A 26067-nucleotide genomic window follows, 5' to 3' on the forward strand; every position below is an offset into this window, starting at 1 on the left:
CTGGCTATCTGGCTATCTGGCTATCTGGCTATCTGGCTATCTGGCTATCTGGCTATCTGGCTATCTGGCTATCTGGCTATCTGGCTATCTGGCTACCTGGCTATCTGGCTACCTGGCTATCTGGCTATGTGGCTATGTGGGAGCGTGCTCGCACGCGAACACCCCGACGCCCTCAAGGGCCCCGGCCGTGACGAAACCGCCGCGGCCCGCGACCCTCAATCCGCCTCCCCGGCCCCCTGCCACCCGCGAAACCCCTCGCGCACCGACAGGCTGCGTACATACCCCAGATCGCGCAGCAGCTGCGCCGCCCGCAGGCTGCGCCGCCCGCTGTTGCACAGGCACAGCAGGATCTGATCCTGGCGCACATGGTGCTGGTTGATCAGCGACAGGAAGTGCTGGAAGTCCCGCTCGTCCGGCTCGTCCGCATCCAGCAGCTCCTGTTCTTCTTCCGACAGATGCTTGCCCAGCAGCTGCTTCAGCCGGAACAGCGGCACCGATACCGCACCATCCACCGCGCCTTCCAGCTCCAGCTCGAACGGCTGGCGGATGTCCAGCAGTACCGCCAGCCCGATATCCACCAGCTCGCGCGACGCATCCACGCTGATCTCCAGCTGCGGCTCGTCCATCGGTTCGTTCGTTTCGTTACTCATGCGCACTCCTTCAAAAAGGCGCTGAATCGAGGCATCCCGGATCCGGAATGCACGGCCGGCCGGCGGTCCCCCGGCCCCTGCGGCCACCGGGCCCGACCGCCCGATGCTTGACCGGGTTTATCGAGCCCGTTATGTTTCACTAAACATAACGCGAATGCAAAAATCCCCGCCGACCCGACACCCGGATCCTCCACCCATGGCCCGATCCCGTGCAAAAAGCACGAGCACCCCCGTGCGTGAAAGAACAAACCGAAAAGGACGCCCGATGATGCACCTGCGCACCCTGCTCCTGACCCTGTTCCTGTTGCTGCCCGGCCTGGTGGCCGCCAACGACCCGCTGACCATCGCCGCCGCCTCCGACCTGCGCTTCGCGCTGGACGAGATCATCGAGGAATACGAGCGCGAACACCCGGACGACGCGGTGCGCGTGACCTACGGCTCTTCCGGGCGCATGACCACGCAGATCATGAACGGCGCGCCGTACGACGTCTTCTTCTCCGCCGATATCGCCTACCCGCAGAAGCTGCGCGCCGAGGGCCATGCGTTGACCGAACCGGAGGTGTACGCCATCGGCCGCATCGTGCTGTGGAGCAACCGCATGGATGCCTCCACGATGACACTGGAAGACCTGACGCGCGACGACATCCGCCGCGTCGCCATCGCCTCGCCCACCCACGCGCCCTACGGCGTGCGCGCGATGGAAGCGCTCAAGTCCGCGGGTGTCTGGGACGCGCTGCAGCCGAAGATCGTCAACGGCGACAACATCGCCCAGACCGCACGCATGATCCAGGCCGGCGGTGCCGAGATCGGCATCATCGCGCTGTCGCTGGCCGAGTTCCCGGACCTCGCCGACCACCCGCACCACCTGATCGACGACGCCCTGCACGAACCCCTGACCCAGGGCTTCATCATCACCCGACGCGGCGAACACAACGCGACCGCCCACCGCTTCGCCGACTACATGCACGGCGACACCGCCCGCGACATCATGCGCCGCTACGGCTTCGTGATGCCCGGCGACGACCTCGCCGAAAACCGCTCCGCCGAAGCCGCCACGGCCGCCCCGTAAGCGCCCATGTTCGACCTGAGCCCCACGGACTGGATGGCGATCGAGGTCACCCTCAAGCTCGCGCTCTACACCACGCTGATCCTGCTGGTGATCGCCACGCCCATCGCCTGGTGGCTGGCCAACGGCCGTGCCCCCGGCGGGCTGCGCACCGCGGTGCAGGCGCTGGTGGCCCTGCCGCTGGTGCTGCCGCCCACCGTGTTGGGCTTCTATCTATTGGTCCTGCTGGGCCCGGCCGGCCCGGTCGGCAGCACGCTGGAGAACTGGGGCCTGAACCACCTGGCCTTCACCTTCCAGGGCATCCTGATCGCCTCGGTGATCTACTCCCTGCCGTTCGCGGTGCAGCCGCTGCAGCAGGCCTTCGCCAACCTCGGCCGCCGCCCGGTGGAGATCGCCGGCTCGCTGGGCGCCGGGCGCATGGACCGCTTCTTCACCGTGATCCTGCCGATGACCCGCGGCGGCTTCATCGTCGCCGCCACGCTCGCCTTCGCCCACACCCTGGGCGAGTTCGGCGTGATCCTGATGCTGGGCGGCGCGATCCCCGGCGAGACCCAGGTGCTGTCCATCCTGATCTACGACCATGCCGAGGCGATGGACTTCGCCTCCGCACACCGCCTCTCCCTCGGCCTGCTGATCTTCGCCTTCGCCGTGCTGTTCGTCGTCTACGCCATCAACCGCCGCTTCGACACGGTGCGCCTGTGAGCCGACCCACGAGCGAAACACTGCGCATCCAGGCGCGCCTGGAGCGTCCCGGCTTCGCGCTGGACGTGGACACAACGATCCCGCTGGAGGGCGTGACCGCGCTGTTCGGCCGCTCCGGCTGCGGCAAGACCACACTGCTGCGCATCATCGCCGGGCTGGAGCACGCGCCCGGCGCCGAGGTGCACTTCGGCGACACTGTCTGGCAATCCGGCAAGACCTTCGTCCCGCTGCACCGCCGCCGCGTCGGCCTGGTGTTCCAGGAATCCACCCTGCTCCCGCACCTGTCCGTACGCGGCAACCTGCTCTACGGCTACAAGCGCACGCCGGAGCCCCTGCGCCGCCTGCACCTGGACGAGGGCGCCCGCCTGCTCGGCATCGACGACCTGCTGGAGCGACGCGCCGAGGCACTCTCCGGCGGCCAGCGCCAGCGCGTCGCCCTCGGCCGCGCCCTGCTCACCAGCCCGGACCTGCTCCTGCTCGACGAACCCCTGAACGCCCTGGACACCCAGACCCGGCGCGAGATCATGCCCTTCCTCGCGCGCCTGTCCGAGGAGACCGGCATCCCCAGCCTGCTCGTCACCCATGCCCCGGACGAAGTCGAACGCCTCGCCACCCGCGTCGCCTTCATGCACGACGGCCAGCTCGAACGCCTGGAACCCCTGCGCGACGCCCTCGCCCGCGCCGACTCCCCCCTGTTCCGCGACGAAGGCGCCGTCTCCGTCCTGCAAGGCGAACTGGGCCCGGCCGACGAACACGGCCTGCACCCCTTCGGCCCGCCCGAGGCCCGCTACCGCGTACCCACCACCGCCGGCACCACCAACGGCGCCGGGAACCAGGCCCGCCTGCGCATCGATGCCCGCGACGTCGCCCTCGCCCTCTCCGCGCCCGACGACGTCTCCGTCCTCAACATCGTCCCGGTCACCATCGAGTCCCTCGACGAGGCCCCCGGCCACCACGGTCCCGCGCGCATCCTCGCCGTCTGCCGCCAGCACGACGGCCAGACCCTGATGGCCGAACTCACCCGCCTCTCCGCCGAACGCCTGCGCCTCCAACCCGGCACCCGCGCCCACGCCCTCGTCAAAGCCGTCGCCTTTCTCGACTGATCAAATCGATGATATATCGCGTGTCGCGCAATGCGCTGCGCTCGCCAAAGATCAAGTCGTGTCGGCACAAGGGACTGCGCCGCTTCTACGAGTCAGGCAGCGTGACAGGCATACAGCCTCGACATGCAGGACGTCCGAGAATACTGCTGGCAGCGCTGGATACGGCGGCCACGGTCGAAGACATGGATATTCCCGGGTGCCACCTGCACCGACTGAAGGGCACTGCAAAGGGACGCTGGAGCATCCGGGTCAGCGGCAACTGGCGTCTGACCAACGAACAACCAGGCGCGTAGTGCGGCAAGCAGGTGGGCGACGGGCAAGGTGGCTACCCCGGCCCGGTCAGCGCCGAGGCATCCACCGATATCGCTAAGAACCAGAGGGGGCCTCCAGCGCATGGAGAATACGCTGCTTACCGGGCCGCCTCGGCTTCCAGCATGTCTGCGAGTTCGGCAGCGGGGACCAGGCCGTACCTGATCTGCCCCTTGGGGGTGATGATGGTGGGGGTACCCAGGAAACGGTGCTCCCGGGCGATGGCCAGATGATCGGCCACGGGATTCGGGCAACCTTCCGCCTTTACTTCGGTCCCGCCCAGCTTGGCCCGCGTGATGGCATCCTGCCGGTCGTCACTGCACCACACCGCCTCCATCTGCTCGAAGGCGTTGCCGATGACGGGAAACGCCGCATAGCGAATGCGGATGTCCCACAGGAGGTAGTCGTCGATTTGCTGGTGGAACTCGCGGCAATAGGGGCAGTTGACGTCGGTAAAGACCGTCACGGTGTACCGGGGGTCCTCCGGCTCAAAGACGATGAGCTCGTCCTCGTCGAGGCCCTCCACCAGTTGCACGATCTCGGCCTGCCGTTCCCCGGCGGCCGCGTTGCCGCTCAGGCCGAACACCAGAAGCGCCACGGCCACCAGGACCATGGGCCATGTGCAGATCCCGTTCGTCCGTATCACGTGCACCACCCTTCCGGCTTGATATGTTGACAGCCGTGGTTTGTCGGCCTAGCGATCCCCTGCCCCGAAACACATACCCATGGACCATTGCGAGGTATCCGGGTTCCGGATGGAGGACGCCCGCCAGGCTCGGTGGCGACAGACTTTCGCGGACGGTTTACTCTCGATGGCATTGATCGAGCAAGGGTCTGTCATGCCGTTTCCCGCACAGAAGACGAAGATCGTGGCCACCATCGGGCCGGCGTCCGATTCACCGGAGACGCTGCGGCGGATGATGCAGGCCGGGCTGAACGTGGTCCGGCTGAACTTCTCGCATGGCGACCCCGCCTATCACGCCGGTCTGATCGCTCGGATCCGCGAAGCGGCGCAGGAAACCGGGACCCGTGTGGCCATCCTCGGGGATCTGCCGGGACCGAAGATGCGCATTGGCGAGCTGGCCGAGGAGCCGATCGAGCTGGAGCCGGGTCAGGGCATCACGCTGACCACGCAGGAGTGCATCGGGGACGCCTCGCGGGTCAGCGTGTCGTTCTCCGGGTTGCCGGAGGCGGTGCAGCCGGGCGATGCGCTGTTTTTGAACGACGGCTACATCGAGCTGGAGGTGGAGTCGGTCGCCGGGCCCGACGTCAGCTGCCGCGTGCAGACCGGCGGGGAGCTGCGCTCGCGCAAGGGGCTGAACCTGCCGGGCATCGATCTGGGCATCCGCGCCTTCACGCTGGACGATCACGCATGGCTGCGGTTTGCGGCGCAGCACGGGGTGGACGCGGTCAGCCAGAGTTTCGTGGTCGACGGCGAGGACATCCTGGCGGTGCGCAAGGCCGCGGAGGATCTGGGCTACAACCCCTTCATCATTGCCAAGATCGAGCGCGCCGATGCGCTGGAGCAGCTCGACAGCATCCTCGAGACGGCCGACGGCATCATGGTGGCGCGCGGGGATCTGGGGGTGGAGATCCCGATCGCGAGCATCGCGCTGGCCCAGCGCCGCATCACCCGCCGTGCCAACCGGCACAACCGCCCGGTGATCACCGCCACGCAGATGCTGGAGTCGATGGTGAACTCGCGCCGGCCCACGCGCGCCGAGGCCACCGACGTGGCGAATGCCATCCTCGGCGGCACCGACTGCGTGATGCTCTCCGGCGAGTCCGCGATGGGGCGCTATCCGGTGGAGTCGGTGGCGATGCTGGCAGCCATCGCCCGTTCGATCGAACCGGAACGCGACGCCGCCGCGGGCACCGACCACCCGGACGAACCCGACCTGCCCGAGCAGGAGCGTGCCGCCGACCTGATCGCGCGCAGCGTATTCCACACCGCGCACCGGAGCCGACCGCAGGTCACGCTGGTGCCCACGCTCAGCGGCGCCACCGCCCGACGCATCGCCGGCCTGGGCCTGCCCTGCTGGATCGCGGCCTTTACGCCGCACCCCGAGACCGCTCAGGGCCTGCAGTTTTCCTACGGTGTCCGGCCGGAGGCCGTGGCCGAGGACCGCAGCGACTGGAACGACTTTGCGCACCAGTGGCTCGCGGAGAACGCAATCAACGAAGGTCTGGCCCTGCTCGTCCAGGGCCCCTCCGAGCCGCACCCCTCGGGCAATCACCGCCTGGAGCTGCTGGAACTGGGCCCGCTCCGCGGGGAAGGCTGATTCCGCTACCGGCCTGAGCGGGCCTCACCGGGCCCGTTTCGCGACGTGTCGGCCGGGACAGCGGGGTCCGGAGCAAAGGCCCCCGGCTCGGTCTCCGGATCAACCACCTCGATCCGGTCGCGTCCGTCGTTCTTGGCCGAATACAGCGCCCGGTCGGCGCGCCTGAGCAGGGTATCCGCGTTGTCCCCGGGACGGCATTCGGTAAGCCCGGCCGAACAGCTCTGGCCATAGGGAACGGCAGCGCGCAGGCGTTCCAGCACCCCGATCGCCCGGCTCATGCTGGCATGAGGCAGTACCACCACGAACTCCTCGCCACCGAAGCGTGCCAGCACGTCGGTGGGCCGCAGAATGGAGCGCCAGGCGCGCACCATGTCCTGCAGCAGCGCGTCGCCGGCCGCGTGACCGTGGGCGTCGTTGTACCGCTTGAAATAATCGAGGTCCATAAAAGCCAGCGACAGCGGCTCGCCCATGCGCTCGCTGCGCGCGATCTCGCGAGCCAGTTGTTCCTCCAGGTAACGCCGGTTGCCGGCCCCGGTAAGCGGATCGGTGTTGGACAGCTGCCTGAGCTGATGTGCCTGACGGTGGGTTTCGCGGAGCAGCCCGGCCATGCGATACATCACCAGCATGAACAGCAGAACGGAGCCGATGGCCGCCACGCGGATGACCTCGATGTCGGTGCCGGCGGTGAACAGGGTCACGATGGGCACCAGGATGGCGAACAGCCCCAGCATGAGCAGACGGCGCCCCGAGAGATCGGCCTGCGACGCCTGAACCCGCGGTTCCACCCTGACCGAAGGGTGCCATGCCGCCGCCACGATCAGGGTATAGGCGATCAGCCAGAACGCGTCCGTGATCCCGCCCGCCGCGTACCAGCCAGCGTTGTTGCCCAGGGCATAGAGCAGATCCGCGACCAGATAGGCCACCATCCCCAGCAGTAGAAAACGGTGGGCGGTGATACGGGTCCGCTGCAGGAACACCAGGCGCAGGATCAAGGGCAGGAGGATCAGATCCGCCACCGGATAGCCCGCAGACACCAGCAGCTGCAGCCAGGAGAGATCGGGGTCGTACGCATACGGGGCAATCAGCACGGCCCAGCAGAGGACCGCGGCCGAGATCCCGACGATCAGGGCATCGACGAGGGCACCGTCATCCCGGTTGCTGCGGCCACCCAGCCGCCACAACGCCACGCCGAACAGCGGATACACCAGCAGGTAGAAAACGTCCGCGAAGGACGGAAACGGCTCCAGCCCCTGCAGGTCGAGCCAGTACCAGATGCCGTGCCCGATCGCCGCGAGGACCAGTGCGCCGCCGATCAGGGCCCAGGCCTCGGCCGCGAAGGGGCGTGGCCGACGCACCAGGGCCACCCCCACCGCGACCGCGGCACCGGCGGTAAACAGCACGTACAGCGTACTGGCCAGCAACCCGGCGGGCAGGCCGACATACACCGCACTCAGCAGGAAACCGGCCGTTGTCAGCACCTGCCAGGTCTTCAGGCGCGCAAAGCCACCCCGCCCCGGCCGGTCCGGGGAATGCTCTTCTTCGCCATGCAAGCCGGAAGGGTCTGCCATTGGCGACATAGTGTCAGAGCGCGAGGTGGTTGTCTCGCGCCGGCTGCCCCCGGTTCCGGGGGCCTCAAAAAGCCCAGTTCTTCAGGGCTCTACCGGCAGCAGGTCTTCGATGTCGACCTCGAGGATGGCAGCGATGCGACGCATGGCATCCACGGAACCGGACTTGCGACCGGCTTCCAGTTGGGAGATGTAGGACTTGCCCACCCCCGCCGCCGTCGCCAGCGACTCCTGCGTCAACCCGCGATGTTCACGCCAGACGCGCATCGGGTGCTCGTCCCCGGCCAGAAGCCGCTGCGCAACCGCCTCCGGCACAACCTCGTCCTCGCCACGCTCCAGCTCGACCATGGCGCGGTCGAAAGTCCGGATGTCCTCGGCCTTTTCGGCGCTCGCCACCAGGCGCTCATAGGTGTCGATGGGGACCACGGCATATTCGGGTTTGCCGTCGCGCTCGATGATCTGAACCGCTTCACTCATTTGTAGATGCCTCCTCGTGCGCCTGCGTCCAACACCAGAATGATCAGATCGTCATCCTGCCGACGAAACAGAACCCTCCACCGGCCGATGCGCAGCCGGTAACCTTCGCGCCCCTGCAGTGGTCTGACATCCAGTGCCGGTTCGTCCGGGTCCCGTGCCAGCCGGCTCAGCGCCCCGGTCACGCGCTGGCGCTCTCCACGCGGCATCCGCGCCAGGCACTTGAGTGCCGACTTCTTGTAGTTCAACCGGTACACGAAGAAGAGTGTAGAAAAAGGTTTACCAACAGGCAACATAACGAATGCCCCGTCCCGGGCATCCATCCGAACCAGGGGCAACCCCGGCCCCGGGGCGCAGGTCTTTGTCGCCAGGGCGGGTATCCGGCTATGGTCCGGGGTACGGATCAAGGAGAGCTGGCATGACCCGACCGACCCCCCTGGACGCGGAACGGACCTACCATCGCTGCCCGCCGGAGCAGCTCGAGTTCGACACCACCGAAGAGCTGGAAGAACTGGAACTCCCCTGTGGCCAGGATCGGCTGCTGCGTGCGCTGGAATTCGGGGCGGGCATGCGCAGCGCGGGTTTCAACCTGTTCGTGCTCGGCCCCGAGGGCAGCGACCGGCACGACCTGGTGCGGCGTTTTCTCGCCCGCCGCGCGGCCAGCGAGGCGGTCCCTCCGGACTGGTGCCATGTCTTCAACTTCGACCGGCCGGAACGCCCCCACGCGATCCGTCTGCCGGCCGGCGAGGGGCGTCAGCTGCGCGATGATCTCGAGAATCTGGTCGAGGAGATGCGCACCAGCATCCCTGCCGCCTTCGAGAGCGACGAATACCAGGGGCGGCTGCGGGAACTGCAGGAGGAGATGTCCGAACGCCAGAACGAAGGCGTCCGCGAGGTCCAGGAAGAGGCCAACAAGCACGACATCGAGCTGGTGAGCACCCCCAGCGGCTTCACCTTCGCGCCCGTGCGTGACGGCGAGGTCCTGGACCCCGAGGAATACGAAAAGCTGCCGGAGGAAGAACGCGAGCGCATCGAGCAGAAGGCCGAGGAACTGCAGAAACAGCTGCAGCAGGCCATCCAGCAGGTGCCCCGCCTGCGCAAGGAACTGCGGGAGAAGGTCCACTCGCTGAACGAGGAGATGGTGCAGCTGACCCTCGGCGATCCGATTCACGACCTGAAGGAGAAGTGGGCGCACCTGCCACGCGTGGTGCAACAGCTCGACGCCATCCACGGCCACGTGGTGGAACACGCGGAGATCTTCCGCGGCGGCCACGACGAACAGGGCGGGCAGGATGGGCAGAGCGGGCAGGATCACGCGCCCCCGGACGCGCTGCTGGCCCGCTTTCGCGCCAACCTGCTGGTGGACCATGCGGAAACCGAAGGGGCGCCGGTGATCTACGAGGACCTGCCCAATCACCAGCATCTGACCGGCCAGATTGAACACCACGTGCACAACGGCGCGCTGTACACCGACTTCTCGCTGATCCGCGCCGGTGCGCTGCACCACGCCAGCGGCGGCTATCTGATCCTCGACGCCCGGCGGGTACTGATGCAGCCGATGGCCTGGGACAGCCTGAAGCGCGTGCTGTTCTCCGGCGAGATCCGCATCGAGTCGCTGGAGCGGCTCTACGGCCTGGTCAGCACGGTCAGTCTGGAACCCGAACCGGTCCCGGTCTCGCCCAAGGTGGTGCTGGTGGGCGACCGCCTGCTGTATTACCTGCTGTCGCATTACGACCCGGACTTCGCCGAGCTGTTCAAGGTCGAGGCCGATTTCGAGGACGACCTCGAGCGCGACGAGGCCGGTTACGCCCTGTACGCGCGCATGCTCGCCAGCATGGCGCGGCGCGACGAGCTGCGCCCGCTGGACCGCGGCGCCGTGGCCCGCACCATCGAACACGCCAGCCGTCTGGCCGGGGACCAGACCAGGCTCACCGCCCATGACCGCACCCTGCGCGACCTGCTGATGGAGGCCGACCACTGGGCGCGCCAGGCAGAGGCCGGAACCATCGGCGCCGCCCACATCGAACGCGCGATCGAGGAACGCATCGAGCGCTCGGCACGCGTACAGCGGCGCAGCCTGGAGCAGATCCGCCGCGGCACGGTGATGATCGCCACGGAAGGCAGACAGACGGCCCAGGTCAATGGCCTGTCCGTGATGCAGCTGGGCAGCCACCTGTTCGGACGCCCGCTGCGCATCACCGCGACCGCACGACCGGGCAAGGGCCAGGTCATCGACATCGAGCGCGAGGCCAGACTGGCGGGACCGATCCACAGCAAGAGCGTGATGATCCTTTCACGCTTTCTCGCCAGCCGTTACACCGGGGATGCGGAGCTGTCGCTGTCGGCCAGTCTCGCCTTCGAACAGTCCTACGGCGGGATCGAGGGCGATTCCGCCTCGGTCGCCGAGATCTGTGCCCTGCTGTCGGCCATCGCGCGGGTCCCGCTGAAGCAGGCGCTGGCGGTGACCGGCTCGGTCAACCAGCACGGCGAGGTCCAGGCCGTCGGCGGGGTCAACGAAAAGATCGAGGGGTTCTTCGATGTCTGTCGGGAAGCGGGCGAGATGAACGGCCACGGCGTGCTCATCCCCGCCAGCAACGTGGAGCACCTGATGCTGCGGCGCGACGTGCGCGAAGCCGTGGCCGCCGGCCACTTCCGCGTGTACCCGCTGCGCACGGTAGACGACGCCGTTGCCCTGCTCGCCGACATGCCCCCCGGGGAGGCGGACGCCGATGGCGAGTTCCCGGCGGAGAGCTTCAACCGCGCGGTCGCCGACCGGCTGGCGACCTTCGCCCGCCTTGCGCGGCATCGCCGGCACGACGACGCGGGCGCAGAGGGCGCCGAACCCGTTTCTCGGGACGAGGACGATGACTGACCCAGCGGGCACACAGCCATCCCCGTCGGCGGAGGCCGGGCGCATCCTGGTCCTGCTCGACGCCTCGCGTGCCAGCCAGGCCGCGCTCGAGGCCGCGGCGACGCTGGCCTCCACGTTGCAGGGCGAACTGCAGGCGATCTTTGTCGAGGAGGCCGATCTGCTGCGCAGCGCCGCCTTTCCCTTCACCCGCGAGATCGGTTCGCTCTCCGGGCAGCCGCGGCCGCTGGAAACCGGTCCGCTGGAGAGCCGCCTGCGACGGCGCGCCGCCCACCTCCGCCGTGCGGCCGAACAGGCCGCCGCGCGTGCAAGGATCCGCGGCTCGCTCGAGGTCCGCCGCGGATCGGTGCGCCGCGAGGTGCTTGCGCTGACCACCCCCGGTGATTTCCTCGTGCTGGGCAAGATCGGCTGGTCGGCCGCGACCGGCAACCGCCTGGGCTCCACCGCGCGCCGCCTGGTCCATGAGGCCCCGGGACGGGTCCACCTCACCGGAACCCGGCCGACACGTCCCGACAGCCCGGTCCTGGTGGTGGTCGATGCCCCGGAGACCGCGCACGAAGCCCTCGCCTTCGCCCGCGCCCGGGCCCGCCAGCAACAGCGCCCCCTGACCGTGCTGCTCGTCCCGCTGGACGATCCCGACGCCGCGCGCGAGCGGGACCGGGCCCTGAGCGAATGGGTGGCGGCCACCGACCCTCCGGTGCGGGTTCACTCGCTGCGCTCGAGCGCTCCCCGCGAGCTGCTCCGCGCACTGGAGCGTCAGCCGGCGGCCGAAGTGGTGCTCGGCCGCGAGAGCCCGCTGCTGGTCGGCCCGCAGGGCGACGCCCTGCTCGGCGCCCTCGAGGCCCCGGTCACCATCACGCCGTAGGCGCTGCGTCAGGCACCGGGAATGCCGCCGACGGGGCGCCCGCGTGCTACCCTTCGCGACCGTTTCACCAGCGATACCGGAAGGCCATGAAATACTTTCGTACGATCAGCGTGATCGAGGGCATCTCCCTGATCACGCTGCTGTTTGTCGCCATGCCACTGCGCACCTACGCGGACATGCACATGGCGGTCACCTGGGTCGGCTGGATCCATGGCATCCTGTTCCTGATCTATGCGGCCGCCACGGTGGTGGCCAGCCACATGCGCGGCTGGTCGGTACTCAAGTGGCTGCTGGTGCTGATCATGGGCGTGGTGCCCTTCGGGTTCCTGTACGTGGACTGGATGATCCGGCGCGAGCTGACGCGCGAGCTGCAGCACGCCTGACCGTCCGCAAACGGAGGCAAGCGTGGACAACACCATCGAGGTGGAAGGCCTGGTCCGGGATTTCGCCGGCACCCGTGCGGTGGATGAGGTCAGCCTGCAGGTCCCGGCCGGCCATGTGCTCGGGCTGCTGGGCCCGAACGGCGCCGGCAAGACCACCACGGTGCGCATGCTGGCGACCCTGCTCTCGCCCACCGCCGGTCGCGCGCGGGTCGGCGGCCTCGATGTCGTCGACGAGGCGGCGCGGGTGCGCGAGATCATCGGCCTGACCGGCCAGTACGCATCGGTGGACGAGAAGCTGACCGGGCGCGAGAACCTGATCCTGATCGCCCGCCTGCTGGGCATGAAACGCGCCGCGGCCCGGGCCCGCGCCGACGAGCTGCTGGCCGACTTCTCCCTGCGGGACGCCGGGCACCGCCCGGTGCAGACCTATTCCGGCGGCATGCGCCGGCGGCTGGATCTGGCGGCCAGCCTGGTCGGCCGCCCGCGCATCCTGTTCCTCGACGAACCTTCCACCGGACTGGACCCGCGTGCCCGCCGCGACCTGTGGGCGCGGGTACGCCGGCTGCAGGACGCGGGCACCACGGTGCTGCTGACCACCCAGTACCTCGAGGAGGCCGATGCACTGGCCGATTCCATCGTGGTGCTGGATCAGGGCCGCGTGATCGCCGAGGGCACGGCCGCGGAGCTGAAGGCCCGGGTCGGCACGCGCACGCTGTTCCTGCGCCTGGCGCGGGCGGACCAGGCGGATGCGGCCGCCCGCCAGGTGGCCACGCTCACCGGCAGCGAACCGCATGTAGAAGGCGAGACCGTCAGCGCACCGGTGGCCGAGGCCTCGCTGCTGCCGGCGGTGCTGCGCGAGCTGGATGCCGCCGGGATCGAGGTCGCGGAGCTGGGCCTGCGCAGCGCCAGCCTGGACGACGTATTCCTGTCACTCACCGGGCAGACCGGCAGCGGCGACGCGCCGGCCGATGCCGCCGGGGACAGCGGGGAGGATGCCGCATGAATGCCCTCGACCAGACCCTCGCGCTGGCCTGGCGCAGCCTGGTGCAGGTCCGCCGCAACCCCTGGGAGCTGGGGGACTACTCCATCCAGCCGATCCTGTTCCTGGTGCTGTTCCTGTTCGTGTTCGGCGGGGCCATCGCCGGCTCGCCGGATGACTACCTCGCCTTCGTGCTGCCGGGCGTGATCGTGATGAACATGCTGTTCGTCACGGTGTATGTCGGCCACGGCCTCAACACCGACCTGACCCGCGGGGTGTTCGACCGCTTCCGCGCCCTGCCCATCCCGCGCTGGGCGCCGCTGGCCGGCCGCATCCTCGCGGACGTAGTAAAGCAGGTGCTGTGCATCGCCCTGCTGCTGATCGTGGGCTACCTGCTGGGCTTCCGCCTGGCCACCTCCTTCGGCCATCTGCTGGTCATGGTACTGCTGGTGCTGACCTTCGCGGTGGCGTTCTCCTGGGTGATGGTGCTGGTCGGCGTGCTCGCGCGCGACCCGGAACACGTGCAGCTGTTCGGCTTCACCGCGCTGTTCCCGGTCACGTTCGTCAGCTCGGCGTTTGTCCCGGTGGAGACCATGCCCGAGTGGCTGCAGGGCTTCGTCCAGGCCAACCCGGTGTCGCTCCTGACCGACGCCGCGCGCGGGCTGATGAACGCGGACGGGGCGGTCGCGGCCCCGGCGCTCGCATCGCTGGCCTGGGCGGCGGGGATCGCGGCGGTGTTCGCCCCACTGTCGGTATGGGTGCTCAACCGCCGACTGGCGCGCGGCTGAGCCCCGGCGGGCGCTACGCCCGCAGGTGGCCGGACAGAAAAAAGGCCGCCGCACGGATGCGACGGCCCAAAGGCCCCGTGTGATGGGGTGTGCGGGTTCAGTAGACGGGCACCAGCGCGTAGCCCTGGTTCTGATAGCCCATCACCGCGATGAATCCGCTGCGCACGACGTTGATCGGCTCCAGGATCGTGTCGTTATCCACGCCATAGGCGCGCGTGGCCGCGGCGCAGACTTCCATCTGCACGCCCAGCTCATCCAGCCGGTCCACCGCCTTCGCGATCTCCTCCAGGGTCTCCGCGTGGTCGATGTCGACCTCCGGCTCCGGATCGGTGGTGATGAACTTGACCGCCTCGGCGATAAACACCATCCGCAGGTCGGGCTCCACGCCCTCCTTGAGCAGGTTCTCGTGGTTGGTGGCGATGCCGCGCAGGTACGCCAGCATCACGTCCGGATCGGACTTGCGCATGTCGTAGACCGCCCGCATGGTCTCGATCCCCTGCGTGGCCTCACGGTTGTCCAGGCCCTCGTCGTCGGCGACCGCCGGCACGGCCAGACCGAGCGGCAGGACGCAGGCGAAAAAGATGCTCAGTATCGTTTTTCTCATGTAGTTTCCTCCTCCTGGTGGTTTTCCGGTTGCTCCATTCGGGCTCAGTAGATCGGGATCACCGCGTAGCCCTGCGCCTGATACCCGGTCAGCGACACGAAGGTATTGCGTACCGGCTCGATGCCGGGGAGCAGCTCGCCGTGATCCACGTCGAACAGGCGCGTGGCCACCGAACAGGCCTCCATCCGCACGCCCTTCTCCCGCAGCGCGGCGATGTGCTCCTCGATCGCGTCCAGATGCTCGAACTGCGTCAGTTCGAACCGCTCGCGGTCCTCGCTGACCATGGTCACCGCCAGCCCGCGGAAGGTCAGGATGATGTCCGGCTCCACGCCCTGGTCGGTGAAGTCCTCGTGGGTCTCGCGGATCACCATCAGGTACAGCGCCAGCCCCTCGGGGTCGCTGTTGTTGAGATCGAACACCACGCGCCCGGTCTCGACGCCCTCCAGCGCCTTCGCGTCGGTGGGTTCGGCGCCGGCTTCGGCGGCGGACACCGCCAGCATTGGCCATGCGGCCAGCACCAGCAGCAACGGCAGTACGGCCATTCTTTTCATCATCATGCGTTCTCCCGGGTGGTGTTGCGAGGCGGATCCATCGCAATCGCCCGCCATGCCGCCTCCTGCATGTCGGGCAAAAAGTCGGACAGGGGACGGTCCAGCACGCCATCGAGGTACAGGTGCAGCAGGCGGATGGCACCGCCGAAGGCCACGGTGGCCGCCACCGGCACCTCCATCGGCCGCAGCTCGCCGGCCGCCATGCCCTGCTCGATGCATTCGCGCATGCGCTGGAACGGCTGCGACGAACACACCGGCGGTTCATCCGGCAGGAACTCCCGGTGGCGGGACTCCAGCACGAAGCGCATGGTCTGCGGGGCCTGTGCGGTGGTCTCGAACAGAAAGGCGATGATCCCGTCGCAGCGCGTGCGGCAGTCCTGACTCTCCTCCATCACCTGCTGCAGCCCGGCATCCATGCGCTGCAGCAGGTCGTCGTACAGCGCCTTGGCCAGGGCCTCCTTGTTGCCGAAGTGGTGATAGATCGAACCGATGGACACCCCGGCCTGGCGGCGGATGTCGTGGATGGAGGTATTGAAATAGCCGTCGGTGCTGAAGCGCTCGAGCGCGGTGTCCAGCACCAGCTTGCGCAGGGTCTCCCCGCGTACGGCCTTTCCGGGACTGGCAGTCATCGACGTCTCACTAAAACGAACGTTCGTTCTAATCTACACCCGCAATGCATCCGGGGGAAGACCTGCCCCGGCTCAGCCGGTGGTGAAGCGCTCCGGCGGCGGCTGCGGGACCGCGACGTCCTCGGCCTGCAGGTCGTCCACCCGGGCCTGACGGGGGCCTTCGCGCAGCCACGTCCCGAGCCGGTCGAGGGCCTCGTTCGAGCCCACCGCCAGCACCTCCACGCTGCCGTCGGGGAGGTTGCGGGCATGGCCGGTCAGGCCCAGCGGGCGCGCCTGCTTCTGCGTCGAGGCGCGGAAGAACACGCCCTGCACCCGGCCGCTGACACGCCAGCGGCGGGCCCGGTTATCATTGGCTTCAGTCATGAATCCTTCACCTCCGGAGTCCGTGCATGTCCGAATCGCCACGCCCTACGCTGTACCACAACCCGCGCTGCAGCAAGTCCCGCGCCGCGCTGGCCCTGCTGCGTGAACGCGACATCGAGCCGGAGATCGTGGAATACCTGAAGACCCCGCCGGACGCCGATACCCTGCGCGCGATCCTCCGGCAGCTGGGCCTGGGCCCGCGGGATGTCCTGCGCACCGGCGAGGCCGAATACCGCGAACTGGGCCTGAAGGACGCCGAGCTGGACGACGAGGCGCTGATCCGGACCATGGTCGAACACCCGAAACTCATCGAGCGCCCGATCCTGGTCCACGGTGACGCCGCACGCATCGGCCGGCCGCCCGAACAGATCCTGGAGATCCTGCCGTGAGCGCCGCCGTGGAAGTCCTGGTGCTGTACTACAGCCGCTACGGCGCCACTGCCGAACTGGCGCGCCACGTGGCCACCGGCGTGGAGCAGTCCGGGGCCACCGCCCGGGTACGCACGGTCCCGCCGGTGACCACCGGCACCCCGGGCGACACCCCGGCGGTGCCCGACAGCGGCCCGCCGTGGGCCGAGACCCGCGATCTGGAAGAATGCGCCGGGCTGGTGCTGGGCTCGCCGACCCGCTTCGGCAACATGGCCGCGCCGCTGAAGCACTTCCTCGACGGCACCAGCGGGCTGTGGGCCAGCGGCGGCCTGGTGGATCGCCCGTTCGGGGTGTTCACCAGCACCGCCAGCCAGCACGGCGGCCAGGAGACCACCCTGCTGACCATGGCCCTGCCGCTGATCCATCAGGGCATGCTGTGGGCCGGCGTGCCGTACACCGTGCCGGAGCTCTCCGCGACCACCACCGGCGGCACGCCCTACGGCGCCAGCCACGTGGCCGGAGAACGCGGCGAGGCGCCGGTCTCGCGCGAGGAGCAGCGCATCGCCGGCGCGCTGGGCGAACGCGTGGGACGGCTGGCACAGCGGCTGCAGGCCGCAGAGGGCCAGGGAGGCGGCAAGGCATGAACCTCGTGGCCCTGTTCCGCTGGATGGCCCTGATCGGCTGGTTCGGCCTGTTCGCCACCCTGCTGGCATTCACCGGCTGGCTGCAGCCGCCGGAGGCCCTGCCGCGCGCCCTCGCGCTGGCGATCCTGCTGGTCCCGCTGCTGTTCCCGCTGCGCGGGACCCTGCATGCGCGGCGCTACACCCACGCCTGGGCCAGTCTGCTGGCACTGGCCTACATCACCCTGGGGATCACGCTGGCGTCGGTCGCCAGCGACCGTCTCTACGGTGCGCTGGTCACGGGCTTCAGCCTGGCCTGGTTCACCGGCAGCCTGCTGTTCGTGAAACTGGACGCGCGCCGCGCCCGCGCGGCTCAGTCGGCGGCCGAACGCGCCAGCTGATCGCGCACGAAAGGGATGGTCAGGCGGCGCTGTTCGGCCAGCGCCGCCAGATCCAGGCGTTCCAGAAGGGCCAGCAGCGCGGCCACGTCCCGCCGCTGGTGGCGCAGCACGTAGGCGGCCACCGCATCCGGCATCTCCAGGCCGCGCCGCCGGGCGCGCTCCACCAGGATGCGCCGCAGGTCCTCCTCTTCCGGCGGCTCCAGGCGGAATACCGGCCCCCAGCCCAGACGGGAGCTCAGATCCGGCAGGGTGGCGCCCATGCCGTCCGGCGGTTCCGGCGCCGCCAGCAACACCCGACAACCGGCATCGCGCAGACGGTTGAGCAGGCCGAACAGCGCCTCGTCCCAGGCCGGCGAGCCGACCACCGCCGCGAGGTCATCCAGCGCCACCAGCCCTGAACGCTCCAGCCCGTCCAGCACCGCCGCGGGCGGCGCCGTGGCCAGTTCGGCCAGCGGCAGGTAGGCGGCCCGGTCGCCGCGCTCGTGCGCCACGTGGCAGGCGGCCTGCAGCAGATGGGTCTTGCCGGTCGCGCCCGGCCCGTGCAGATAGACCTGCGGCTGACTCAGCCCGGCGTTGCGCCCCAGGCTCTCCACGGTGTCGCGCGCGATCCGGTTGGCCTCGGCGTGGTATTCCGCAAAGCGCGAGGCATCGCGCAGCCGCAGGTCCAGCGGGAGCTGGGCCACGTCGGTGTCGGCGCTGGCGGGATCTCGGGTCACGGGTCGGCATCCCCTCCGGGGGCGGGCTGATTGAGCGCGCGATAATGCGCCAGCGCGTGGCGCACCGCAACGGCCAGCACCGCCGCCACCGGCAGGGCCAGCAGCACCCCCACGAACCCGAACAGCTGCCCTCCGGCCAGCACGGCGAAGATCACTGCCACCGGGTGCAGCCCGGTGCGGTCCCCCACCAGCCACGGCGTCAGCCAGACCGATTCGAGGACCTGCGCCACCGCGAAGATCGCCCACACCACCAGCAGCAGGACCCAGCCGTCGCCGGCGAACAGCACTGCAGCGCTGGCCAGGGTAATACCAACGATCACGCCCACATACGGGATGAAACTCACCACACCCGCGATCACCCCGATGGCCAGCCCCAGCTCCACACCCGCCAGCGACAGGGCCACCGCATAGAACAGGCCCAGCGAAACCATCACCAGCAGCTGCCCGCGCAGGAACGCACCCAGCACTTCGTCGGATTCGCGCGCGAAGGTCTCCACCGGGGGCCGCCAGCCCAGCGGCAGCAGGTCATGCAGGCCGTCGATCAGGCGCGGCCAGTCGCGCAGCAGGTAGAAGCTCACCACCGGGATCAGCACCAGGTTGAGCACGCCCATCACCAGCGCGGTGGTGGAACTGCCGATCCAGTGCAGCGCGCCGCCGGCCAGCCCGCCCGCCTCCTGCCAGTGGCGCGCCACCATGTCCTGCACCGCCTGCGGATCCAGCGCCGGGATGCCGTCGCCGAAATGCCGCTCCAGCCATGGCCGTGCCTGCTGGTCGAACCACGCCATGATCTCCGGCAGGAACAGGAACAACCGCTCCAGCTGGGCGGCGACCAGCGGGATCAGGACCAGCACCACCGCCGCCAGCAGCAGCATCACCAGCAGGAAGATAACCAGCGTCGCCACCGTGCGGGAGGTCTGCAGACGCACCCCCAGGCGGGTCACCAGCGGATTGAACAGGTAGCCCACCAGCAGCGCGACCAGAAACGGCATGAGAATGGGCGCCAGCAGATACAGCGCGCCGGCCACGACCAGCAGCCCCAGCAGGGCGGCCACGGTGGCGGCGGATACGTTTCCCGGGGTCGGGTCACCGGGGGGCGGGGTTCCTGCGGCGCTCATCGGATCCTCCTCCGGATCAACGCACACCCAGCCACAGTGCGGCGTCGGGGCGTCCGGCCTCTTCCCGCTCCTCCTCCCCGGCCGCGGTGAAACCCGCGTCCTGCAGCACTTCGCCCAGGGCCTCGGCATCCAGACCGGTGCGCAACCGCAGGGTCAGGGCGGCCCTGCCCAGCGAGTCCAGCTGCACGCGTTCGATGGCCTCCATGCCGTCCAGCCGGGCACGCAGCTGGCGAAAACCGTCGAAACCCGCCACCCCGGTAAAGCCCACCGTGATCCACTCGGGTTCGTCCGGCACCCGCGCCAGGTCGGCGCCCATCCGGTCCAGCGCCGCGGCGGTCGCCCGACGCGCGGCCGCCGGGGCATCCGCGCCGGTGGCCTCGGCACGGTATTCGCGGTCCCGATGCACCAGCAGGGCCCGCGCGCGGGTCTCCCCTTCCGCCGGTCGCAGGTGCAGCAGGATCAGGCCGTCCGGACCGTAGCGCCGAGCGGCCTCGAACAGCGGCTCGGTCACGCGTCCGACGATGTCGCTGATGCGCGCCTCGCGCCGGTCCTGCAGATCCCCCAGCGGGAACAGCAGCGGCATGTCCCGCTCGCCGGCCAGGGTCTCCAGTGCGGCCAGCACGCCGGAATCCTCCCCGACGGACGCGGTGCCCAGCAGGTCACGCCGGCCGTCGGCCTCCTCCACCGCCCACACCAGCAGGGACGGACGCGAGCCGACGATCATCGGAACGGCGGCGTCGCGCAGCGACCGGCGCAGGGCAGTCCGATCGAACTCCAGGCGATAGCCGCCCGCGTCGCGCGCCTGCTGGCGCTCCAGCGCCGCCGGCAGTTCGTCATCGTCCGGGGTCTCGCGCAGCTCGTCGGCAAGCGCCCGCACCGCGTCGGAATCCAGCCCCGCCACCCGCACCAGCGCCGCGTGGAGCCCTTCCGCCAGCGCCGCTTCTTGCTCTTCCGCATCGCTCTGAACGACCAGCGTCCCCGCCCCCGCGGCCTGTGGCAGCAGAGCGATCAGCCACAGGGACAGGAACAGAGCAACAGCGGAAATGGAACGCGACACGGCAGGCATGGGACTCACGGGCAGCAGGCAGGCAACACGCCGCTCAACATAGCACAGCGCCCGCCGCCGGCGCGCCGCCCGTGCTTTGCACGCCCCGGCACGGGCGGCTAACATGCCCGGGTTCAATGCGCGCCTGCCCGCGGGCAGCGTCGCGGCCCGCCAGAAGGCCCTTTTCCGGGAACGTTGCCCATGTCCGAATCCTCTTCCGGTCTGACCTATCGCGAGGCCGGCGTCGACATCGCCGCCGGGTCGGAACTCGTCGAACGCATCAAGCCGCACGCGCAGCGCACCCTGCGCCCCGAGGTCCTGGCGGGCCTGGGCGGTTTCGGCGCGCTGTTCGAACTGCCCGTGGATCGCTACCGCCAGCCGGTGCTGGTGTCCGGCACCGACGGGGTCGGCACCAAGCTGCGCCTTGCCCAGCAGACCGATCGTCACGACTCGATCGGCATCGATCTGGTGGCGATGTGCGTGAACGACATCATCGTTCAGCGCGCCGAGCCGCTGTTCTTTCTCGACTATTACGCCACCGGCCACCTCGACATCGACATCGCCGGCGATGTCATCACCGGCATCGCCGAGGGCTGCGAGCAGGCCGGCTGCGCGCTGATCGGCGGCGAAACCGCCGAGATGCCCGGCATGTACCAGGGCGAGGACTACGACGTCGCCGGCTTCGCGGTCGGCATCGCGGAGAAGGATCAGCTGCTGGACGGCAGCCAGGTGGCCGCGGGCGACGTGATCCTCGGGCTGGCGTCCAGCGGTCCGCATTCCAACGGCTACTCGCTGATCCGGCGGGTCCTGGAACACGTGCAGGCGGACCTCGACGCGCCGCTGCCCGGTGGCGACGGCGAGACCCTGGGCGCGGCCCTGATGGCACCCACCCGCATCTATGCCCGGCCGCTGCTGGAGGTCATGGAACACCATCCGGTGCACGCGGCGGCCCACATCACCGGTGGCGGCCTGACCGAGAACCTCCCGCGCGTGCTGCTCTCCGAGACCCTGCACGCGCGCATCGACACCCGCGCCTGGCAGTGGCCGGCGGTGTTCCGCTGGCTGCAGGAGCAGGGCGGCATCGCCGACGAGGAGATGCTGCTGACCTTCAACTGCGGGATCGGAATGACGCTGATCCTGCCGGAGGCGAGCGTGGAAGCGGTGTCTTCGGAACTGGCCGCCGCCGGCGTCCCCGCCTGGCCGATCGGCGTGGTCGCCGAGTGCGCGGAACACGAACCCGGCGTGGTGTACACCGCGGGATGACAGGCATGGCCCCGCAACGCCTGGTCGTGCTGATCTCCGGGCGCGGCAGCAACCTCAAGGCCCTGATCGACGCCTGTGAACGCGGCGAGATCAACGGCCGGGTGGTCGGCGTGATCAGCAACCGCCCCGACGCCGGCGGACTCGAGTTTGCGCGCGCCCGCGGCATCCCGGAACAGGTCCTCAACCACCGCGACTACGCCGGGCGCGAACCGTTCGACGCGGCCCTGGCCGAAACCATCGAGGCGTTCGAACCGGACCTGGTGCTGCTGGCCGGGTTCATGCGCATCCTGACCCCGGGATTCGTGGAACGCTTTACCGGACGGTTGCTGAACATCCACCCGTCGCTGTTGCCGAAGTACCGCGGACTGGACACCCATGCCCGCGCCCTGGCCGATGGCGAGCGCGAACACGGCGCCAGCGTGCACTTCGTCACGCCGGAACTGGATGGTGGTCCGGTTATCATGCAGGCGCGGGTCCCGGTTCTGGCCGACGACACCGAAGCCTCCCTGAGTGCGCGCGTGCAGCAGGCCGAGCACCGCCTCTACCCCGCAGCAGCCGGGCTGGTGTGTTCAGGGCGGATTCAGTGGTCGGAACCCACGATCCGGTACGATGGCGCCCCGCTGGAGGCGCCCCTGCAGCTCGATCACGAGGTGACTTCCCATGCCCCAGGTGAATCGTCCTGACGCCGCCCGACGGCGTTTCACGGCGCGGTTGCTGACCGGTCTCGTCCTGGCGCTGGCCGCGATCCTCGCAACGGCGTTCCCGACCGCCGCCCCTGCCGCCGACAGCAACGCGGACCCGGCGGACGCGTCGCGGATCCCGCCGTTCACCGCCAGCTTCGAGGCCACGGCCATGGCCAGCACGCTGAATGCCTCCATGAGCCTCAACCACGAAGACCTCCGCACGCGCATGGCGATGGATGCCCACGTGACCGGATTCCTGCGCGTACTCGGGCGTTTCGAACTCAGCCGCGAATCGCTGCTGAACACCAATGGTTCCGGCCTGCACCTGATCTCGTCGCGCTCCCACCAGATCACCCCGCGCGACGAGCGTAAAGTCGAAACCCGCCTGGACCACGAGGAACAGCAGGCCATCGGCCACATCGACAGCGAGCGGTTCACGCTCGACGTGCCCGAGGGCACCCTCGACTTCCTTGGCTCGTTGTACATGATGATGCAGCAGCTGGAAACCGGCGAACTGGGCGTCACCGGCGACACCGTCCGCATCCGCACCCTGGAGCGCGACCGCCTGCGCGAATACGAATTCCGCCGCGACGGCGAGGAGACCGTGGACTCCGGCATCGGCTCGCTGGACACCGTGCGCGTGGTCCGCCGCAGCGACAACGGCGATGTCGAACTCGCCGCCTGGTTCGCCCCGGACCTGAACCACATCCCCGTGCGCTTCGACTACGAGGCCGGGGGGCGCGTGTTCGAACTCGAACTGACCGCGCTGGAATGGCACGAACCCATCATCGACCTGACCGAAGACCCCAATCCGTGAGCACATCCATGAGCGAAACCTTCGACCTGGCCATCATCGGCAGCGGCCCCGGCGGTTATCGCGCCGCCGTCCTCGGCGCCCTGCGCGGACTCTCCGTCGTCATCATCGAGAAGGACACCTGGGGCGGCTGCTGCCTCAACCGCGGCTGCGTGCCCAAGAAGGACTGGTACCACACCGCGCGCACCGTGGCTGCCCAGCGCCACTTCGAGGGCCGCGGCATCCGGGGCTCGCTGAGCGCGGAGATGGATCCGGCCTGGGACCACCAGAAGGAGGTCGTGACCTCGGTGCGCGACTCCTACCTGGAATACATGAAGCACCTGAAGATCCAGTACCGCGAGGGCACCGCCCGCTTTCGCGACGCCAGTACCCTGGAGGTCACGGGCGCCGACGGCAGCGAGACCCTGGAGGCGAAGCACACCATCATCGCCACCGGCGCCACGGCCACCGTGCCCGCACCGTTCGAGGCCGTCCCCGGGCGGGTAATCACCACCGACATGCTGTTCGACGAGCGCCCGCCGCAAGGGCACCGGGTCGCCATCATCGGCTCCGGCGTGGTGGCCACCGAATTCGCCTTCATCTTCTCCATGCTTGGCAAGGAAGTGACCTGGCTGACCCGCTCGAAGCCCCTGAACGGCCAGAAGTTCAGCCCGCAGGCCCTGTCCACGCTGAAGGACAAGCTGGGCGAGAACGGCGTCGAGCCGATCCGGGTGAAGGGCTACGAGAGTGTGGAAACCACCGATGACGGCGTCGTCATCACCGATCAGGACGGCGGGCGCCACGACGTCGACTGGGTCCTGCTCGGTACTGGCCGCACGCCGCATACCGCGGACCTGAACCTGGAGGCCGTCGGCGTGCAGACCGACGCGCGCGGTTTCGTGCAGCGGCGCGCCACCCTGCAGACCGACGTCGACCACATCTATGCCATCGGCGACGTCGCCAGCGAATGGCAGACCGCCAACCACGCGCTGGCCGATGCCACCATCGCGGTGGAGAACATCCAGACCGGCAACACCCGCGAGCAGGACGAACGCTACGTGCCGATCGCCATCTATTCGGCGGTGGAGATGGCGCGTCTGGGCATGGACGAGGACGATGCCGAGGACGAGGAACTGGAACCCGCGGTCGGTTTCGCCGCGTTCGAGACCTCGCCACGCGCCCTGGGCCAGGACGAGCCCGAGGGCTTCGTCCGCCTGATCGGCGACATGGACACCGGCGGCCTGCTGGGCGGCGAGGTAATCGGCGGCGACGCCGGCGAGCTGATCCACATCCTGTCGCTGGCCCCCGATCGCGACACCGCGCTCAACTGGATCGCCAGGGGCCAGTGGAACCACCCGGCCCGCGCCGAGGAGTTCCTCAACGCCACCGAGACCCTGGCCTCCAAGTGGGGCCTGAAGGCCGAGATCTTCGACCTGTGACCCGCCGGCCGGCGCTCGTCGCCGGCCGGCCGTCTCAGTCCCCGCGACGCGTCATCCGCACCGCATGTTCGTGCGGATAGCGCGCCGCATGGAAGCGGCCCTCCCAAGTGTCCGCATCCAGGCGTTCGAGCTCCAGGTGATAGCTCTCCTGCTGGTCCGGGGTCGGGTTCCACACCAGTTCCACGCGGTCCCCGTCTGCGGCAAGCTCCACCGAATCCAGATCACCGCTGGCCCCGTCCAGCCCGGGCCCGCGGGCATTGCCCATCAGGAAATCGCCCTGCGCACGGGTCTCGCCGCGGCCGTGGAACAGGCTGAAATACGCCAGTGGCACGTCACCCTCGACCAGCGCCGCACGCCACGAACCCTGCAGTGCACCGGCGGGCTGGCCACCCTTGCCGTGCTCGGCATCCCGCCCGTCCTTCCCGGCGTCGTTTGGGTCGTCCGGGGCGGCATCCGGGGCGTCATCTTCCTCCAGCCATGGCGGCGGCGGGCGCCGGTCCACCGCCCAGGCGGTGCGGACCTGTGCGTCCGGCCCGACGCTCAGGCGCTGCCAGATCGCCTCCAGCTCGTGGTCCATCAGGTCACCGTCGCGCAGCAGGACCTCCACGCCGCCCGGCTCCTCCAGCCCGACCTCCACCACCGCTTCGGCGAACGGCTCGGCGAAGCCGACGCTCTCGCGGGCCTCCAGCTGTCCCGGCCGGGTCTCCAGCAGGGACCCCAGCAGGAATGCCGGGTCCGGACCGCCTTCCGGCGTTGAGGGCAGCGATGGCGGGACGAAATCCCACAGCTCCTCGCCGTTGTCACGCCACTGCGTGACCCGATCACCCAGAGGTTCGGGATCGGTACAGGCCTGCTCGAGGCAGCGGGCCTGTTCGATGGCCGATGCGTCCAGGCTCCGGCGCGAGGCCGCGACCACGTGCCCCGGGAACCCCTGGATCGGGCTCATCACCATGCGCCAGGAGACCCCGTCCCACGCCCCGCCGTCGTTACCGTCGCCGGCGTCCTCGTCCGAAGGTTCAAAACGGTCGATCTGCACGAAATGCAGATCCCGCATCCGCCCGGGCGGACTGCCCTCCATCCACTCGAAGCCCGCCTGCATCCGGTAGCGCGCGGGTTCCGCCGGGCCCTCGTGGCCTTCCAGCAACAGAATGGGCACGGTCCACGGCCCGGCCCGTTCGAACGGCCGCACCGATTCGCGCTGCTCGGGCGGCAGCCGCTCGCGCAGCAGTTCCGGAACCTCCTCGCTCGCGAAGCGCTGGTAGCCCTCCGCCTCCACGAAATCGGTGGCGGCCTCGCCCATGTCCTGCGGCGGTCCGGCCATCGCGCCCCCCGTCGTCAGGCCGAAAACCGTGGCGAAAACCCCCGCATGCCGTCCGAACCTGCGCTGCCTCACTGATGCATCCTGCATGTCCCTTCCTCCTCTCCGGTGATGTCTCCCCATC

The 26067-nt window shown here is 69.2% G+C and carries 31 protein-coding genes; 18 read left to right on the forward strand and 13 right to left on the reverse strand.

Features of this window, described 5'->3' with window-relative positions; all coding sequences use genetic code 11:
• On the forward strand, positions 1–191 hold a 191-nt coding region (locus F787_RS17155; RefSeq protein WP_231373417.1), incomplete at its 5' end, for a hypothetical protein.
• 24 nt (positions 192–215) lie between these two features.
• Here F787_RS17155 and F787_RS0107495 read toward each other — a convergent pair.
• Positions 216–650, reverse strand: a complete 435-nt coding sequence (locus F787_RS0107495; RefSeq protein WP_018870094.1) for a rhodanese-like domain-containing protein — start codon at positions 648–650, stop codon at positions 216–218.
• A 268-nt stretch (positions 651–918) separates the two neighbouring features.
• On the opposite strand from F787_RS0107495, the gene modA reads away from it, so the two are divergent.
• Genes modA through F787_RS16425 form a run of 4 tightly spaced genes read left to right on the forward strand, consistent with a single transcriptional unit; the run spans position 919 to position 3814 of the window.
• A complete protein-coding gene (gene modA, locus F787_RS0107500) occupies positions 919–1719 on the forward strand; it encodes a molybdate ABC transporter substrate-binding protein (RefSeq protein WP_028491795.1) in 801 nt (266 codons plus the stop codon).
• Positions 1720–1725: 6 nt separating this feature from the next.
• On the forward strand, positions 1726–2418 hold the full coding sequence (gene modB / locus F787_RS0107505; protein ID WP_028491796.1) for a molybdate ABC transporter permease subunit: 693 nt from the start codon (positions 1726–1728) through the stop codon (positions 2416–2418).
• Entirely contained in the window at positions 2415–3521 is a 1107-nt protein-coding gene (modC, locus tag F787_RS0107510) for a molybdenum ABC transporter ATP-binding protein (RefSeq protein WP_028491797.1), read from the forward strand. Before modB ends, modC begins: the two co-directional genes overlap by 4 nt.
• Before the next feature lie 8 nt (positions 3522–3529).
• Positions 3530–3814 carry a type II toxin-antitoxin system RelE/ParE family toxin gene (locus F787_RS16425; RefSeq protein WP_081694108.1) on the forward strand — a complete coding sequence of 95 codons (285 nt, stop codon included), beginning with the start codon at positions 3530–3532 and terminating at the stop codon, positions 3812–3814.
• A gap of 116 nt (positions 3815–3930) precedes the next feature.
• Here the strand turns inward: F787_RS16425 and F787_RS0107515 are convergent, their stop codons facing one another.
• Positions 3931–4443: a DsbC family protein gene (locus F787_RS0107515; RefSeq protein WP_018870098.1), complete on the reverse strand. Its 513-nt coding sequence runs from the start codon at positions 4441–4443 to the stop codon at positions 3931–3933.
• A 226-nt stretch (positions 4444–4669) separates the two neighbouring features.
• Here F787_RS0107515 and pyk point away from each other — a divergent pair, with 226 nt between their 5' ends.
• Positions 4670–6112 (forward strand): pyruvate kinase, encoded by a 1443-nt coding sequence (gene pyk / locus F787_RS0107520; protein ID WP_028491798.1) that lies wholly within the window; start codon positions 4670–4672, stop codon positions 6110–6112.
• A gap of 5 nt (positions 6113–6117) precedes the next feature.
• Here pyk and F787_RS15615 read toward each other — a convergent pair whose 3' ends face one another.
• From F787_RS15615 to F787_RS17160, 3 genes are all read right to left on the reverse strand, one after another.
• On the reverse strand, positions 6118–7680 hold the full coding sequence (locus F787_RS15615; protein WP_081694109.1) for a GGDEF domain-containing protein: 1563 nt from the start codon (positions 7678–7680) through the stop codon (positions 6118–6120).
• Between the two features lie 81 nt (positions 7681–7761).
• The gene (locus F787_RS0107530) at positions 7762–8154 is read right to left on the reverse strand and encodes a helix-turn-helix transcriptional regulator (RefSeq protein ID WP_028491799.1); all 393 of its coding nucleotides are present in this window, start codon (positions 8152–8154) and stop codon (positions 7762–7764) included.
• Entirely contained in the window at positions 8151–8474 is a 324-nt protein-coding gene (locus tag F787_RS17160) for a type II toxin-antitoxin system RelE/ParE family toxin (RefSeq protein ID WP_231373418.1), read from the reverse strand. Before F787_RS17160 ends, F787_RS0107530 begins: the two co-directional genes overlap by 4 nt.
• Positions 8475–8569: 95 nt before the next feature.
• On the opposite strand from F787_RS17160, the gene F787_RS0107540 reads away from it, so the two are divergent.
• From F787_RS0107540 to F787_RS0107560, 5 genes are all read left to right on the forward strand, one after another.
• Positions 8570–11023: a Lon protease family protein gene (locus tag F787_RS0107540; protein WP_028491801.1), complete on the forward strand. Its 2454-nt coding sequence runs from the start codon at positions 8570–8572 to the stop codon at positions 11021–11023.
• Positions 11016–11885, forward strand: a complete 870-nt coding sequence (locus F787_RS0107545) for a universal stress protein (RefSeq protein ID WP_028491802.1) — start codon at positions 11016–11018, stop codon at positions 11883–11885. Before F787_RS0107540 ends, F787_RS0107545 begins: the two co-directional genes overlap by 8 nt.
• Positions 11886–11971: 86 nt before the next feature.
• Positions 11972–12268, forward strand: a complete 297-nt coding sequence (locus tag F787_RS0107550; protein ID WP_028491803.1) for a DUF3817 domain-containing protein — start codon at positions 11972–11974, stop codon at positions 12266–12268.
• 22 nt (positions 12269–12290) lie between these two features.
• A complete protein-coding gene (locus tag F787_RS0107555) occupies positions 12291–13271 on the forward strand; it encodes a daunorubicin resistance protein DrrA family ABC transporter ATP-binding protein (protein WP_028491804.1) in 981 nt (326 codons plus the stop codon).
• Positions 13268–14035, forward strand: a complete 768-nt coding sequence (locus tag F787_RS0107560) for an ABC transporter permease (protein WP_028491805.1) — start codon at positions 13268–13270, stop codon at positions 14033–14035. Before F787_RS0107555 ends, F787_RS0107560 begins: the two co-directional genes overlap by 4 nt.
• A 97-nt stretch (positions 14036–14132) precedes the next feature.
• On the opposite strand, the gene F787_RS0107565 is transcribed toward F787_RS0107560, so the two are convergent.
• From F787_RS0107565 to F787_RS0107580, 4 genes are all read right to left on the reverse strand, one after another.
• The gene (locus tag F787_RS0107565; protein WP_019589245.1) at positions 14133–14639 is read right to left on the reverse strand and encodes a DsrE family protein; all 507 of its coding nucleotides are present in this window, start codon (positions 14637–14639) and stop codon (positions 14133–14135) included.
• 44 nt (positions 14640–14683) lie between these two features.
• Positions 14684–15181, reverse strand: a complete 498-nt coding sequence (locus F787_RS0107570; RefSeq protein ID WP_028491806.1) for a DsrE family protein — start codon at positions 15179–15181, stop codon at positions 14684–14686.
• 11 nt (positions 15182–15192) lie between these two features.
• Positions 15193–15819 carry a TetR/AcrR family transcriptional regulator gene (locus tag F787_RS0107575; RefSeq protein ID WP_018870107.1) on the reverse strand — a complete coding sequence of 209 codons (627 nt, stop codon included), beginning with the start codon at positions 15817–15819 and terminating at the stop codon, positions 15193–15195.
• Positions 15820–15891: 72 nt separating this feature from the next.
• Positions 15892–16182 (reverse strand): acylphosphatase, encoded by a 291-nt coding sequence (locus F787_RS0107580; RefSeq protein WP_028491807.1) that lies wholly within the window; start codon positions 16180–16182, stop codon positions 15892–15894.
• A gap of 26 nt (positions 16183–16208) precedes the next feature.
• Between F787_RS0107580 and arsC the strand changes: the two genes are divergently transcribed.
• The 3 genes from arsC to F787_RS0107595 are packed head-to-tail and all read left to right on the forward strand — an operon-like array spanning position 16209 to position 17571.
• Positions 16209–16571, forward strand: coding sequence for an arsenate reductase (glutaredoxin) (gene arsC, locus F787_RS0107585; RefSeq protein ID WP_028491808.1), 363 nt, complete (start codon positions 16209–16211; stop codon positions 16569–16571).
• Positions 16568–17194, forward strand: a complete 627-nt coding sequence (gene wrbA, locus F787_RS0107590) for an NAD(P)H:quinone oxidoreductase (protein ID WP_019589243.1) — start codon at positions 16568–16570, stop codon at positions 17192–17194. Before arsC ends, wrbA begins: the two co-directional genes overlap by 4 nt.
• A complete protein-coding gene (locus tag F787_RS0107595) occupies positions 17191–17571 on the forward strand; it encodes a DUF2069 domain-containing protein (protein ID WP_019021313.1) in 381 nt (126 codons plus the stop codon). The genes wrbA and F787_RS0107595 overlap by 4 nt, the downstream gene beginning before the upstream one ends.
• On the opposite strand, the gene hda is transcribed toward F787_RS0107595, so the two are convergent.
• From hda to F787_RS0107610, 3 genes are read right to left on the reverse strand one after another with little or no spacing between them, the layout of a single operon-like run.
• Positions 17544–18287 (reverse strand): DnaA regulatory inactivator Hda, encoded by a 744-nt coding sequence (gene hda, locus F787_RS0107600; RefSeq protein ID WP_051246080.1) that lies wholly within the window; start codon positions 18285–18287, stop codon positions 17544–17546. The genes F787_RS0107595 and hda overlap by 28 nt on opposite strands.
• On the reverse strand, positions 18284–19402 hold the full coding sequence (locus tag F787_RS0107605; protein WP_042805773.1) for an AI-2E family transporter: 1119 nt from the start codon (positions 19400–19402) through the stop codon (positions 18284–18286). The genes hda and F787_RS0107605 overlap by 4 nt, the downstream gene beginning before the upstream one ends.
• A 16-nt stretch (positions 19403–19418) precedes the next feature.
• Positions 19419–20468: a DUF2066 domain-containing protein gene (locus F787_RS0107610; RefSeq protein ID WP_028491811.1), complete on the reverse strand. Its 1050-nt coding sequence runs from the start codon at positions 20466–20468 to the stop codon at positions 19419–19421.
• Positions 20469–20648: 180 nt separating this feature from the next.
• Between F787_RS0107610 and purM the strand changes: the two genes are divergently transcribed.
• The 4 genes from purM to F787_RS0107630 are packed head-to-tail and all read left to right on the forward strand — an operon-like array spanning position 20649 to position 24625.
• Positions 20649–21710, forward strand: a complete 1062-nt coding sequence (purM, locus tag F787_RS0107615) for a phosphoribosylformylglycinamidine cyclo-ligase (protein ID WP_028491812.1) — start codon at positions 20649–20651, stop codon at positions 21708–21710.
• A 5-nt stretch (positions 21711–21715) separates the two neighbouring features.
• The gene (gene purN / locus F787_RS0107620; protein ID WP_028491848.1) at positions 21716–22393 is read left to right on the forward strand and encodes a phosphoribosylglycinamide formyltransferase; all 678 of its coding nucleotides are present in this window, start codon (positions 21716–21718) and stop codon (positions 22391–22393) included.
• Complete coding sequence (locus F787_RS0107625; RefSeq protein WP_028491813.1) at positions 22371–23210, forward strand: DUF3108 domain-containing protein; 840 nt, start codon at positions 22371–22373, stop codon at positions 23208–23210. The genes purN and F787_RS0107625 overlap by 23 nt, the downstream gene beginning before the upstream one ends.
• An 8-nt stretch (positions 23211–23218) precedes the next feature.
• Positions 23219–24625, forward strand: a complete 1407-nt coding sequence (locus tag F787_RS0107630; RefSeq protein ID WP_028491814.1) for an NAD(P)/FAD-dependent oxidoreductase — start codon at positions 23219–23221, stop codon at positions 24623–24625.
• A gap of 34 nt (positions 24626–24659) precedes the next feature.
• Here the strand turns inward: F787_RS0107630 and F787_RS0107635 are convergent, their stop codons facing one another.
• Positions 24660–25946, reverse strand: a complete 1287-nt coding sequence (locus F787_RS0107635) for a hypothetical protein (RefSeq protein WP_051246081.1) — start codon at positions 25944–25946, stop codon at positions 24660–24662.
• Positions 25947–26067 lie beyond the last annotated feature (121 nt).

Source organism: Thioalkalivibrio sp. ALE19 (assembly GCF_000428605.1).
Taxonomy (GTDB): domain Bacteria; phylum Pseudomonadota; class Gammaproteobacteria; order Ectothiorhodospirales; family Ectothiorhodospiraceae; genus Thioalkalivibrio.